The 12,946-nt window shown below is 66.7% G+C and carries 12 protein-coding genes; 2 read left to right on the forward strand and 10 right to left on the reverse strand.

What is annotated here, in order from left to right; all coding sequences use genetic code 11:
- The first annotated feature begins 82 nt into the window (after window positions 1-82).
- Complete coding sequence (locus GNX71_RS21740) at window positions 83-709, forward strand: cysteine hydrolase family protein (RefSeq protein ID WP_206174339.1); 627 nt, start codon at window positions 83-85, stop codon at window positions 707-709.
- On the opposite strand, the gene GNX71_RS21745 is transcribed toward GNX71_RS21740, so the two are convergent.
- From GNX71_RS21745 to GNX71_RS21765, 5 genes are all read right to left on the reverse strand, one after another.
- Window positions 688-1,605, reverse strand: a complete 918-nt coding sequence (locus GNX71_RS21745; protein WP_206174340.1) for a LysR family transcriptional regulator — start codon at window positions 1,603-1,605, stop codon at window positions 688-690. The genes GNX71_RS21740 and GNX71_RS21745 overlap by 22 nt on opposite strands.
- 81 nt (window positions 1,606-1,686) lie before the next feature.
- Complete coding sequence (locus GNX71_RS21750) at window positions 1,687-3,249, reverse strand: DHA2 family efflux MFS transporter permease subunit (RefSeq protein ID WP_206174341.1); 1,563 nt, start codon at window positions 3,247-3,249, stop codon at window positions 1,687-1,689.
- Window positions 3,250-3,287: 38 nt separating this feature from the next.
- Window positions 3,288-4,622 carry an HlyD family efflux transporter periplasmic adaptor subunit gene (locus GNX71_RS21755; RefSeq protein WP_206174342.1) on the reverse strand — a complete coding sequence of 445 codons (1,335 nt, stop codon included), beginning with the start codon at window positions 4,620-4,622 and terminating at the stop codon, window positions 3,288-3,290.
- Window positions 4,623-4,677: 55 nt separating this feature from the next.
- Window positions 4,678-6,159: an efflux transporter outer membrane subunit gene (locus GNX71_RS21760; RefSeq protein ID WP_206174343.1), complete on the reverse strand. Its 1,482-nt coding sequence runs from the start codon at window positions 6,157-6,159 to the stop codon at window positions 4,678-4,680.
- Entirely contained in the window at window positions 6,152-6,688 is a 537-nt protein-coding gene (locus GNX71_RS21765; RefSeq protein WP_206174344.1) for a MarR family transcriptional regulator, read from the reverse strand. The genes GNX71_RS21760 and GNX71_RS21765 overlap by 8 nt, the downstream gene beginning before the upstream one ends.
- A gap of 77 nt (window positions 6,689-6,765) precedes the next feature.
- Here GNX71_RS21765 and GNX71_RS21770 point away from each other — a divergent pair, with 77 nt between their 5' ends.
- Window positions 6,766-8,550: an ABC transporter transmembrane domain-containing protein gene (locus GNX71_RS21770; protein ID WP_206174345.1), complete on the forward strand. Its 1,785-nt coding sequence runs from the start codon at window positions 6,766-6,768 to the stop codon at window positions 8,548-8,550.
- A gap of 12 nt (window positions 8,551-8,562) precedes the next feature.
- On the opposite strand, the gene GNX71_RS21775 is transcribed toward GNX71_RS21770, so the two are convergent.
- From GNX71_RS21775 to GNX71_RS21795, 5 genes are read right to left on the reverse strand one after another with little or no spacing between them, the layout of a single operon-like run.
- On the reverse strand, window positions 8,563-9,015 hold the full coding sequence (locus tag GNX71_RS21775; RefSeq protein ID WP_206174346.1) for a DUF1178 family protein: 453 nt from the start codon (window positions 9,013-9,015) through the stop codon (window positions 8,563-8,565).
- A gap of 7 nt (window positions 9,016-9,022) precedes the next feature.
- Window positions 9,023-9,628, reverse strand: a complete 606-nt coding sequence (locus GNX71_RS21780) for an NUDIX hydrolase (RefSeq protein WP_206174347.1) — start codon at window positions 9,626-9,628, stop codon at window positions 9,023-9,025.
- Window positions 9,629-9,632: 4 nt separating this feature from the next.
- Window positions 9,633-9,938 (reverse strand): DUF2818 family protein, encoded by a 306-nt coding sequence (locus tag GNX71_RS21785; RefSeq protein WP_198784790.1) that lies wholly within the window; start codon window positions 9,936-9,938, stop codon window positions 9,633-9,635.
- A 15-nt stretch (window positions 9,939-9,953) separates the two neighbouring features.
- A complete protein-coding gene (nuoN, locus tag GNX71_RS21790; RefSeq protein WP_206174348.1) occupies window positions 9,954-11,441 on the reverse strand; it encodes an NADH-quinone oxidoreductase subunit NuoN in 1,488 nt (495 codons plus the stop codon).
- Window positions 11,442-11,467: 26 nt separating this feature from the next.
- Window positions 11,468-12,946, reverse strand: a complete 1,479-nt coding sequence (locus GNX71_RS21795; protein ID WP_206174349.1) for an NADH-quinone oxidoreductase subunit M — start codon at window positions 12,944-12,946, stop codon at window positions 11,468-11,470.

Here is a 12,946-nt window from a genome sequence, read left to right on the forward strand (position 1 = left end):
AAGTCTTGTGCGGTTTCGCATCTACACGGCGGTGTCGCCGATTCGTACGCTTCAGGCTTCTTTTTTTATCCAGAGAAGCCGCATGAAGCACCCCAGCATCCGCACCCTCACCGGCGCCCAGCCGACCACCCGCCTCGACCCCGCCACCACGGCGTTGATCGCGATCGATTTCCAGAACGAGTATTTCGACGGGCGCATGCCCATCCCCGATGGCCTCGCGGCGCTGCGCCAGGCGAAGCGCCTGATCGCGTGGGCGGACCGGCATGCGATGCATGTGTTCCATGCGCAGCACCTCGCGCCCGCAGACAGCCCGATCTTCGCGGAAGGCAGCAAGGCTTTCGACATCCACGCCGAACTGCGCCCGGCGGCGCACCACACCGTGCTGACGAAAGCGACGCCCAGTGCCTTCGCCGGCACCTCGCTGGAAACCGAACTGCAGGCGCGCGGCATCAAGACGCTGATCCTGACGGGCCTGATGACGCACATGTGCGTCTCGGCCACCGCCTTCGACGCCGCACCGCGCGGCTACCAGAGCCTCATCGTGAGCGATGCCTGCGCGACGCGCGACCTCGATCTGGAGGAAGGCGGCGTTCTGGACCACCGCGAGTTGCATCGCGCGGCACTGCGCGGCGTGTCGGACGTCGTCGCCGAAGTGCGCACGACCGATGACGTGCTGCAGTTGCTGGATCAGTCGCTGCTGCCTGCCTGAGCGGCTGGCGACAAGTAGCGCGCGGCCGCGAAGTCGACCAAAGCGCGCACCTTCGGCGACAGGTGCCGGTTCTGCGGATAAAGCGCGTAGAGATTCAGCGGCTGCTGACTGAACCCCGCAAGCACACGCACCAGCTCGCCGCGCGCGACATGCTCACGAACAAGAAATTCAGGAGACGCCGCGAGCCCCGTGCCAGCCAGCGCGGCCGCGCGCAGCACGATGCCGCTGTTGGCCTGCAACCGGCCGCCTACATCGACCGTGTGGACGCTGCCGTCCTGCGCCGTGAAGCTGGGTTGCCCGGCCTTCCCCGCGAGCGAATAGTTGAGGCACTGGTGCGCGCCCAGGTCGTCGGGAACGGCGGGCGTGCCGTGCCGCGCAAGATACGCGGGCGATGCCACCCACCACTCCTCGAAGCTCGCGAGGCGCTTGACGATCAGCGTCGAGTCGGAGAGCGAATAGGCAAGGCGCAGGCCCACGTCGAAGCCCTCCTCGATCAGGTCGACGAAGCGGTCGTTGCAGACCAGATCGACCCTGACCTGCGGATGTGCGTCGAGAAAGACGGGCAGCCATTGCGCCAGCTCTTCCAGGCCGAAGGACATCGGCGCATTGATGCGCAGCAGGCCCGTCGGCTCGACCTGGTGCTGTGCCACGAGGAGCGCTGCCGCCTCGACCTGGTCCAGGATCTGGCGGCTGTGCTCGTAGTAAGTCTGGCCGGCTTGCGTGAGGGCGAAGCGCCGCGTCGTGCGGTTGAGCAGCTGCACGCCGAGCGCCGTTTCCAGTTGCTTGACGTGGCGCGAGACGACGGTGTGCGAAACGTCCATCCCCTCGGCCGCGGCGGTGAAGCCGCCGGCCTCGACGACCGCGCGAAAAGCCTTCATGGCGGCAAATTGGTCCATGCGAGAGGCTGCCTTTCGAAAGAAACCCCCAGGGCTCTTGCGAAGCCTGGGGGTGATGGGAGGTGGTGGAAAACCGCGCGGTCAGTGCGCGCCGGCCGCGGCGTCGCCGCCGGCGCCGCCCTTCTGCGGCTTGGCCAGCCACACCAGCGGGATCAGCAGCAGGAACAGGATCGCCGACGCATAGAAGATGTCGTTCGTCGCGAGCATGTAGGCCTGCTGGTCGACGAGGCGGTTGATCTGCCCCATCACCTGGTCGGTGCTGAAGCCACTGCTGGACAGGCCGGACATCGCGCTGGTGGCCGCGCTGTTGCCCTGGTTGATGCTTTCCGCGAGCTGCGCGTGGTGCAGCGTCGCGCGGTTGTCCCACAGCGTCGTGGTGAGTGACGTGCCCATGGCACCGGCTGTGATCCGCAGGAAGTTCGACAACCCCGATGCGGCCGGAATGCGGTCAGGCGTGAGGCCCGACAGCGTGATCGTGACCAGCGGGATGAAGAAGAACGCCATCGCGATGCCCTGGATGATCGTCGGGATGATGATCGTCACGAAGTCGGCCTGCGTATTGAAGTTCGACCGCATCCACAAGATCAGCGCGAACACCAGGAACGAGAAGGTTGCATAGCGGCGCGGATCGATCTTGGCCACGGTGAGCCCGACGATCGGCGAGAAGAAGATCGCCAGCAGCCCCACGGGCGCCATGATCATCCCCGCCTGCGTCGCGGTGTAGCCCATCCACTGCTGCAGCCACAGCGGCAGCAGCACCACGTTGCCGAAGAACAGGCCGTAGGCCACGGCCGTTGCCACGGCGCCCGACCAGAAGTTGCGGCGCTTGAAGAGCGACAGGTCGACCACCGGGTGCTTGTCGGTCAGCTCCCAGATCAGGAAGAACGCGAAGCCCACCACGGCCACCACCGCCATCGTGACGATCTGCGGCGAATGGAACCAGTCGAGCTCCTTGCCCTTGTCGAGCATCAGCTGCATCGAGCCCACCCACAGCACCAGCAGCGCGAGGCCGATGGCGTCGATGGGCACCTTGTGCGTGGTGCTCTCGCGCTTGCGATAGAGCGCCCAAGTGATGGAGGCTGCGACGATGCCCACCGGGATGTTGATGTAGAAGATCCACGGCCACGAGATGTTGTCGGTGATCCAGCCGCCCAGGAGCGGCCCCATCACCGGCGCGACCAGCGTGGTCATCGACCACATCGCCATCGCAAGGCCGGCCTTGGCCTTCGGATAGCTCGACAGCAGCAGCGTCTGCGACAGCGGAATCATCGGGCCCGCGACGAAACCCTGCAGCGCGCGGAACAGGATCAGCGTGGTCATGTTCGGCGCCAGGCCGCACATCAGCGAGGCCACCATGAACAGGATCACGCTCGCCATGAACAGGCGCACCTGGCCGAAGCGCTGGGTCATGAAACCCGTGAGCGGCACCGCGATGGCGTTGGCCACCGCGAAGCTGGTGATGACCCAGGTGCCCTGCGTGGTGCTCACGCCCAGGTCGCCCGAGATGGCGGGCAACGACACGTTCGCGATCGACGAGTCGAGCACGTTCATGAAGGTTGCCGCAGACAGCGCGATCGTGCCCCACACGCGGGCGGAGCCCTCGAGCGGTGCGTGCGCTATGTAAGCGGGAGCGGCGGTGGCCATTGCGCGTGCTTCTTTATGTCAAGCGAAGCGGGCAACGATCAACCGGGCTGGCCCTGCGTGGCCACCTGCGCACCGGTGGCCGGTGCCGCCGCGGGTGCACGGCTGGCCGGTGCGGAAGCGGCGGTGGCCGGTGCGGCGCGGCCGAGGTTGGCCGCGACGATGCGGTCCACTTCGGCATCGGCGCCGCGGTCGAGCTGGCTGTAGACCTGCGTCTGCGTGAGCGCGCTGCCGCGCGGTGCGTCGGCGAGCATCTTGCCGCTCTTCGAAGTGATGTCGATCTCGGCGTCCATCGACAGGCCGATGCGCAGCGGGTTGGCCTTGAGTTGCTCGGGGTCGAGCGCGATGCGCACGGGCACGCGCTGCACCACCTTGATCCAGTTGCCGGTGGCGTTCTGCGCAGGCAGGAGTGCGAATGCGCTGCCGGTGCCCACGCCCAGGCCGGCGACCTTGCCGTCGTACTCGACCTTCTTGCCGTAGACGTCGGCCGTGAGCTTCACGGGCTGGCCGATGCGGATGTTGCGCAGCTGCACTTCCTTGAAGTTGGCATCGACCCACAGCTGGTTGAGCGGCACGATCGACATCATCGGCGTGCCGGCCGAGACACGCTGGCCGAGCTGCACGGTGCGCTTGGCAACGTAGCCGTCGACCGGCGCGGGCATCGCGACGCGTTGCGTGGCGAGGTAGGCCTCGCGCACCTTGGCGGCAGCGGCCAGCACGCTCGGGTGCTGCGCCACGCTGGTGCCTTCGGTCAGCGACTGGTTGCTCACCAGGGCTTCCTTGGCGGCGACCACGCCGGCCTGCGCGGCGGCGAGCTGGCTCTTGGCCGTGTCGAGCTGCGTTTCGGCGTGGTTGAGTTCTTCCTTCGACACAGCGCCGTTGCCCGAGAGCGCACGGCGGCGTTGCAGGTCGTCCTGCGCCTTGGCGATGTCGCTCTGTGCCTTGACGATGTCCGACTGGCGCAGCGTGATCTGCGCAGCCAGCGAACCGTTGTTGGCGTAGAGCGTGCGCGTCTGGCGCACAGTCTGGGCCAGCGCCGCCTCGGCCTGTTCGAGCGAGACCTTGGCGTCGGCCGGATCGAGCTGCACCAGCGGCTGGCCGGCCTTCACGAAGTCGGTATCGTCGGCGTTGATGGCCATGACGGTGCCGCCGATCTGCGGCGTGATCTGGATGACGTTGCCCTGCACGTAGGCGTTGTCGGTGTCCTCGTAGTGGCTGGCGACCAGCCATTCGTAGAGGCCCCAGCCGCCACCGGCGACGATGACCACGGCTGCCAGTGCGGTCAGCGCGCGGCGGCGCTTGCCGTTGCCGGCGGGCGCTTCAGGTGCAACAGGGGCTGCGGAAGCAGCGGACGTCGGAGTGTTGTTGTCGCTCATGATGAATTTCTTTCCGAAAACGAGGGAGTCGGGAGCCGTGTCAGCGCGGTTCTGTTCAGTTCACTGCGGCCGTCGGGGCCGATGCCGTGGCGGTCGAGGTCGCCGGGGGCTGCCAGCCGCCGCCCAATGCGCGCCCAAGGCCCACCTGGGTGTCGAGCGCACGTGCGGCCAGGTCGACGGCCAGCCGGCGCTGCGCCAGCACCGAGGTTTCCGCCGTCAGCACGTTGAGGTAGTTGCCCAGGCCCGCGCGGTAGCGCTGAACGGCGATGTCGTAGGCACCTTCGGCCGCCGTTTGCGCGGCGCGCTGTTCGGTCTGCTGGCGGGTGATCGACTGCGCGCTGGAGACCTGGTCGGCCGCATCGCGTACCGCGTCGATGACCGTGGCGTTGTAGCTCTCCACGGCCACGTCCAGGTCGGCCGACTTGCCGCGCAGGTTGGCGCGCAGCTTGCCGCCTTCGAAGATCGGCAGGCTGATGGCCGGGCCCACGCCCCACTGCTCGCTGCCCGACTTGAGCAGCTTGCCGAAGCCCAGGCTCTGGAAGCCGACGAAGGCCGTGAGGTTCACGTTGGGATAGAACTGGGTCTTGGCATTGGCCACGTCGCTGGTGGCGGCCTCGACGCGCCAACGGGCGGCGGCGATGTCGGCGCGGCGGCCCAGCAGGTCGGCCGGGATGTTGGCCTGCAGCGCCATCGGCTTGACGCTGGCGAGCACCGGCGGCTTGAGCGAGGCCGAGACGTTGGGCTGGCCCACGAGCGCGTCGAGCGCGTGCTGCTGCAGCGCGATCTGTTCGTTGAGCGCTTCGATCTGCTGGCGCGCTTCGGGCAGGCCGCCTTCGCTCTGGCGCAGTTCGAGGCGGGTGTCGAGGCCGGCGGAAACGCGGTCGCGCACGAGCTTCAGGGTTTCGTCGCGCTGGGCGAGCGTGCGTTGCGCCACCGTGAGCTGGTCGTTCAGGCGCGCCCACTGGAAGTAGCTGCGCGCCACGTTGCTGGCGAGCAGCACGCGTGCGGCATCGGCATCGGCCGCGGCGGCGTTCGCGGCGCCGATGGCGGTGTCCAGCGCGGTGCGGTTCTTGCCGAAGAAGTCGAGCTCCCAACTGGCGCCGAGTTGCAGCAGGCCGATGTTTTGCGTCGAGCCGCCGAGCGGTGCCGGGTAGATGTAGTTGCTGTTGAACTTCTGGCGGTTCAGGTCGAGTTCGCCGTTGACCTTGGGCTTGAGCGCCGCACCGGCGATGTCCGCCGAGGCCTGCGCGCGCGCGAGGCGGGCCTGCGCGACCTGCAGGTTCGGATTGCCGGCCACGGCTTGGTCGATCAGCGTGTTGAGCTGCGTGTCGCCGAAGGCGAGCCACCACTGGGTGTCGAGCCGCGAAACCGGCGCTGCGGCGCTGTCGGGCGCAATGCCCAGCGACGACGCATCGCGCAGCTTGGCCTGCGAGCCGATGCCGGCCATGTCGGCACAACCGGCCAGTGCGACCAGCAGCAACGCGGCTGCCACGACGGGAGTGCGACGCACAGCGCGCACGGCGAGGGAATCATTCATTTTTATCTCCACGGGCCGCGAGGGCCTGCGCGTTGTCGAGGATGCGGCGGAGGTAGCCCTTGAGCTGCTCCCATTCCTCGGTGGTGAAACCTGCCAGGTGCTCGTTCTGCACGCGGCTGAGCACGTAAGGCACTTCCTTGGCGGCGGCACGGCCTTCGTCGGTGAGCTCGATGTTGACCACGCGACGGTCTTCGAGCGAACGCACCCGGCGGCACAGGCCCTTGGCTTCGAGGCGGTCGAGCAGCCGCGTCATGGCGCCGGTGTCGAGTTCGCAGGCCCGGGCCAGTTCGGCCACCGTGGTGGCCGCGCCGATGTGCAGCTTGTACAGCGGCACCCATTGCGGATAGGTCGGGCTGCCGGGCTCGCACATACGGGTTTCTACTGACTGACCCACCGCGGTGACGATGCGGCGCATCAGGTAACCGATGCTTTCCTCGGTCTGGTAACTCTCCGCCCGGTAGAAGACAGGCGGACGACGCACAGCGTCATCGGAGTCCGACGAGGCTTGGGGATTGGTTGCATCGCTCATGGGTCGAAATATTAGCTGCCATGACAGTTATTGTCAAGGCTGCCTTTGTAGGGGCAAGGTTTCGGTAGAATCCGCCCATGGCTTCCTCCCCACCGTCTTCCATGGCCAAGGGCTCGCCCCGGTCGCTGTCGGGCCTGAGCCCCTTCCTTCGTCCCTACCGCGTGCAGATCGTGCTGGCGGCCATTTTTCTGGTGATGGCGGCCGTCACCACGCTGGCTTTTCCGCTCGCGTTGCGCAGCCTGATCGACGGCGGACTGATCAACCCCGACAAGGGCGCCCAGACCATGGCGCTGCGCGAGCACTTCGGCGCCCTCTTCGCGGTGGCCGTGGCGCTGGGTCTGTTTTCAGCCGCGCGCTTCTATACGGTGAGCTGGCTGGGCGAACGCGTCACCGCGGACCTGCGCAACGCGGTCTACGGCCATGTGCTGCACCAGAGCCCGGCCTTCTTCGAGACCACGCAGACGGGCGAAGTGCTCTCTCGCCTGACGGCCGACACGACCCTGGTGCAGACGGTCGTCGGCTCGTCCCTGAGCATGGGCCTGCGCAATGCGGTGATGGGCGTGGGCGCGCTGGCGGTGCTGGTCTGGACCAATCCCTATGTGATGGTGCAGGTGCTGGGCATCCTGGTGCTGGTGGTGCTGCCGAGCATGTGGTTCGGCCGGCGGGTGCGCAAACTCTCGCGCGCCAGCCAGGACCGCGTGGCCGATTCAAGCGCCATCGCCGCCGAAGTGCTGAATGCGATTCCGGTCGTGCAGAGCTACACGGCCGAGGGGCGCGAGGCCGATCGCTTCGATGCCTCGACCGAGAACGCCTTCCGCACCGCCGTGCGCCGCACCAAGGCGCGCTCGGTGCTCGTGGCCTTCATCATCATCGCGACCTCGGCGGCGCTGCTCTGGGGCCTCTACCAAGGCACGCAAGCGGTGCTGCGCGGTGACATCACGGCCGGCCACCTGGGCCAGACCGTGGTCTATGTAGCCATCCTCGCAAGCGCGACGGCGGTTCTCGGCGAGGTGTACGGCGACCTGCTGCGCGCGGCCGGGGCCACCGAGCGCTTGATGGAATTGCTTCACGCGCCGGCCGTCATCACTTCACCGCCGAACCCGACGGTCACGCCGATTCCGGCCGCGGGCAGCACGATCAAGCTCGACGCGGTGACCTTCCACTACCCATCGCGGCCCGGCACACCGGCACTGCGCGACTTCAGCCTCGACATCGCGCCCGGCGAGACGGTGGCGCTGGTCGGCTCCAGCGGTGCGGGCAAGAGCACGGTGTTCCAGCTGCTGCTGCGCTACTACGACCCGCAATCGGGCCAGTTGCTGCTGGACGGCGCGCCGCTCGCCTCGCTCGCCCTGCCCGATCTGCGCACCCGCATCGGCCTCGTGCCGCAGGACGCGGTGATCTTCTCGGCGAGTGCGTTCGAGAACATCCGCTACGGCCGACCTGAAGCGACGGCCGACGAGGTGCACGCAGCGGCCCGCGCCGCCTTCGCGCACGACTTCCTGACGGCGCTGCCCGAGGGCTACGACACCTTCCTCGGTGAACGGGGCGTGCGCCTCTCCGGCGGCCAGCGCCAGCGCATCGCGATTGCACGCGCGATCCTCAAGAACCCGCCCTTGCTGCTGCTGGACGAAGCCACCAGCGCGCTCGATGCGGAAAGCGAACGCATGGTCCAGGCCGCGCTCGAGTCGGCCATGGAAGGCCGCACGACACTGGTCATCGCCCACCGCCTCGCGACTGTGCAGAAGGCCGACCGCATCATCGTGCTGGACCACGGCGGCATCGTCGAACAGGGAACGCACGCGGCGCTGGTGGCGCAAGGAGGGGTCTACGCCCGCCTGGCCGCGCTTCAGTTCACGGCCTGAGCTGCAGAGCAGCTACTGCAGCGTCTCTTTGAGCGCTGCGGGCATCGGTAGCGGCATCACCGCGATGCCTTCGTCGAGCAGCGCTTCGGTCTGCTCGGGCGTCGCCTGCCCACGGATGCCGCGCTCTTCGGCTTCGCCGTAGTGCATCTTGCGGGCTTCCTCGGCAAAGCGTTCGCCGACATCCTCGGTCTTCGCGATGACCTCGCGCACGGCGCGCATCCAGCGGGCTTCGGGAGAGAGTTGTTGAGCCGGCACCTGCGAAGGCGCGGCGGGTGCCGCTTCTGCTGGCGCCTTGGCGTTGCCGAGATTGAGGCGCGGCGCGCTCAACAGCTTGACGATGGCGGTATCGCCGCAGACCGGGCATTCGACCAGCCCACCGGCAAGTTGCGTCTCGAAGGCCTCGTTGGACGCGAACCAGCCTTCGAAGCCGTGGCCGTGCGTGCAGCGGAGATCGAGAACCTTCATGCGCGGATTATCCCGCGCCGCCTTGCGACGCCGCCGCTTTCCAGTCGAGTGCCCATGCGCCGGAAAGGACGTTCTGCAGCCAGAGGGTGCAGGTCAGCGTCTTGGCGTCGGTCACCGTGCCGTCGCCGCACCAGCCGGCCAACTCCTGCGGCGTGGCGGTGAACACGTCGAGGAATTCGCCATGGTCGAGCTTCCGCTCGCCGAGCGAGAGCCCGCGTGCAAAGTAGATGTGGATGATCTCGGTCGAGTACGCCACGGCCAGGTGCATCGCACCGGCATGCGCCCATTCGCGCGCGGTGTAGCCAGTTTCCTCGAGCAGCTCGCGCTGGCCGCAGACCAGCGGGTCTTCGCCCGGATCGAGCTTGCCGGCCGGAAACTCGACCATCACATGGCCCACCGGATAACGGAACTGCCGCTCCAGCACCACGCGGCCATCGTCGAGCAGCGGAATCACCACCACCGCGCCGGGGTGCACGACGTACTCGCGCGTGGCGTTGTGGCCATCAGGCAGGCGGATGGTATCGCGCTTGGCCTGCAGGAACTTGCCCTTGAAGAGCTCCTCGCTGCTGACGAGCTCTTCCTTCAGGTGCGAATCGGCGATGGGTGAAGTCATGTCGTCAGTGCCTGTGCTTCATCAGGTAGCGCCAGGTGAACCCTGGAAAGGCCAGCACGATGAAGAGCGCGCCGGTCACCGCGTAGAACTCCCAGCCCTGCGGCGAGATCTGCCCTGCCCTGCGTTCGAACAGCAGGCCGATGCCGCCGGCAATGAAGTACAGCACCACCAGCTCGGCAAAGCGGATCGCGAGCGACTTGCGCTTTGCCGGCAGTGGCACGGCGCCGAACAGGCGCTCGTTGAAGAACGGCAGGTTGGCGGCCAGCAGCGCCACCAGCAGGACGACCCAGACCGACGCGGTTTGCGACACCGTGGGCCGGCCGCGTCAGTGGGCCAGCGTGGCCGCGATGGCGTCGTAGCACAGCGTCATCAGACCGCCGGGCAGCACGCCGAGAATCAGGATCAGTGCGCCGTTGATCATGAGCACGGTGCGCACGTCGAACGAAGCCGACACGGTGGTGGCCGTGACCGGTGCGTCGAAGTACATGACCTTGACCACGCGCAGGTAGTAGAAGGCGCCGACCAGCGACATCATCACGGCGAACACCGCCAAGCCGATGTAGATGGCCTGGCCCGAGGCGATCAGCGCCTGCAGCACCGCCAGCTTCGCGTAGAAGCCGACCAGCGGCGGCAGACCCGCCAGTGAGAACATTGCGATGGCCATCACGCCGGCGTACAGCGGGCTGCGCTGGTTGAGTCCAGCCAGGTCGGTGATCTCTTCGCTTTCGAAACCTTCGCGCGCCAGCAGCAGGATGATGCCGAAGCTCGCGAGCGTGGTCAGCACATAGGTCACGATGTAGAACATCGAGGCGCTGTAGGCGGCCTGTGCGTTCTGCGTGCCCGAAAGGTCCGAGCCGGCGACCAGGCCCAGCAGCATGAAGCCCATCTGCGAGATGGTCGAGTAGGCGAGCATCCGCTTGAGGTTGCTCTGCGCAATGGCGGCGAGGTTACCGATCAGCAGCGAGGCGATCGCCAGCACGGCCAGCATCTGCTGCCAGTCGATCGCGAGCGGCTGCAGGCCGTCCACCAAGAGGCGGATGATGATGCCGAAGGCAGCCAGCTCGGGCGCCGCGCCGATCAGCAGCGTGACGGCCGTGGGCGCACCCTGGTAGACGTCGGGCACCCACATGTGGAAAGGCGCCGCCCCCACCTTGAACGCCAGGCCGGCCACGATGAACACGAGGCCGAACACCAGCACCTGGTGGTTGACCTTGCCGGTCGAGATGGCCTTGAACACTTCGTTGAGGTCGAGCGAACCGGTGGCACCGTACATCATCGAGAGACCATACAGCAGGAAGCCGCTGGCCATCGCGCCGAGCACGAAGTACTTCATGGCCGCTTCGCTGGCCACCGCGTTGTCGCGGCGCAGCGCCACGAGCGCATAGCTCGAGAGCGTGAGCAGTTCCAGGCCCAGGTAGATCAACAGGAAGTTGCTGCCCGAGATCATCACGAACATGCCCAGCAGCGCGAACATGCTCACGGTGAACAGCTCGCCGCCGCGCAGCATCTCGCGGTCAGCCGCGTAGGGACGGCCGTAGATCAGGGTGACCATCAACGCGATGGTGGAGAAGCACTTGAGCCAGTTGCCCATCGAGTCGCTCACGACCATGCCGCCGAAGCCGTACGAGGTCTTGCCGTCGATCGCGGCCATGCCGGTGAGCACGGCCACCACCAGCAGCGTGAGCAGCGTCAGCACATAGGTGCGGGTGCGGCGCGGGCTCGTGTCGGACAGGTCGACCAGTGCAATGATGCAGGCCATGACCAGCAACACGATTTCGGGGTAGATCGTGACCCAGCTGAGTTTGTCAATCATCTCGTTCTCTTGTCTTCAGCGTGGCATCAGGAGGGCAGTTTCGAAACTGCCACGTGGCGCAGGAGCTCGGTCACCGAGGCATCCATCGCATCGGTGAAGGGCTTCGGATACAGGCCCATCCACAACACGGCGATCGCCAGCAGCGACAGCATCAGGAACTCGCGGGCGTTGATGTCGGAGAGCTCCTTGACGTGGTCGTTGCCGACCGGGCCCAGGTACACGCGCTTGTACATCCAGAGGGTGTAGGCGGCGCCGAAGATCAGCGCGGTGGCTGCCCCCAGGCCAATCCAGAAGTTGGCCTTCACGGCGCCCAGGATCACCATCCACTCGCCCACGAAACCGGCGGTGCCCGGCAGGCCGCAATTGGCCATGGCGAACAGCAGCGCGAACGCGGCGAACTTGGGCATGGTGTTGACCACGCCGCCGTAGTCGGCGATCTGGCGCGAGTGCACGCGGTCGTAAAGCACGCCGATGCCCAGGAACATGGCGCCCGAGACGAAGCCGTGGGCAATCATCTGCACGATGCCACCGGACACGCCGAGCTCGTTGAAGATGAAGAAGCCCAGCGTCACGAAGCCCATGTGGGCGACCGACGAGTAAGCCACCAGCTTCTTCATGTCCTGCTGCACCAGCGCCACCAGGCCCACGTAGATCACCGCGATCAGCGACAGCGCGATCATGAGCCAGGCCCATTCATGCGAAGCGTCAGGCGCGATGGGCATCGAGAAGCGCAGGAAACCGTAGGCGCCCAGCTTCAGCATGATCGCGGCCAGCACGGCCGAGCCGCCGGTGGGCGCCTCGACGTGCACGTCAGGCAGCCACGTGTGGACCGGCCACATCGGCACCTTGACGGCAAAAGCCGCGAAGAACGCGAAGAACAGGAAGGTCTGCGCGGTCGAACCCAGCGGCAGCTTGTGCCAGGCCAGGATGTCGAAGCTGCCGCCCGACTTGTTGTACAGGAAGATCAGCGCCACCAGCATCAGCAGCGAGCCGAGCAAGGTGTAGAGGAAGAACTTGAACGCCGCGTAGATCTTGTTCGGGCCGCCCCAGATACCGATGATCAGGTACATCGGGATCAGCGTGGCTTCGAAGAACACGTAGAACAGGATGCCGTCGAGCGCGGAGAACACGCCGATCATGAAACCCGAGAGGATCAGGAACGCGCCCATGTACTGGTTCACGCGCTCGGTGATCACTTCCCAGGCCGAGATGACGACGACGACCGTGATGAACGACGTCAGCAGCACCATCCACAGCGACAGGCCGTCAAGACCGATGTGGTAGTTGACGTTGAAGCGGGAAATCCAGCTCGTCTTCTCGACGAACTGCATGGCGGCGGTCCCGTTCTGGAAGCGCGTGAACAGCGGCACCGTGACCAGGAAGCTCACGATGGCACCGACGAGCGCGACCCAGCGCACGCCCTTGGCATGCTCTTCGCGGCCAAACGCCAGCAGCGCGGCGCCGAATGCGATCGGCATCCAGATGGCAAGGCTCAACAAACCCAT

This window comes from Variovorax sp. RKNM96 (assembly GCF_017161115.1).
Classification (GTDB): Bacteria; Pseudomonadota; Gammaproteobacteria; order Burkholderiales; family Burkholderiaceae_C; genus Variovorax.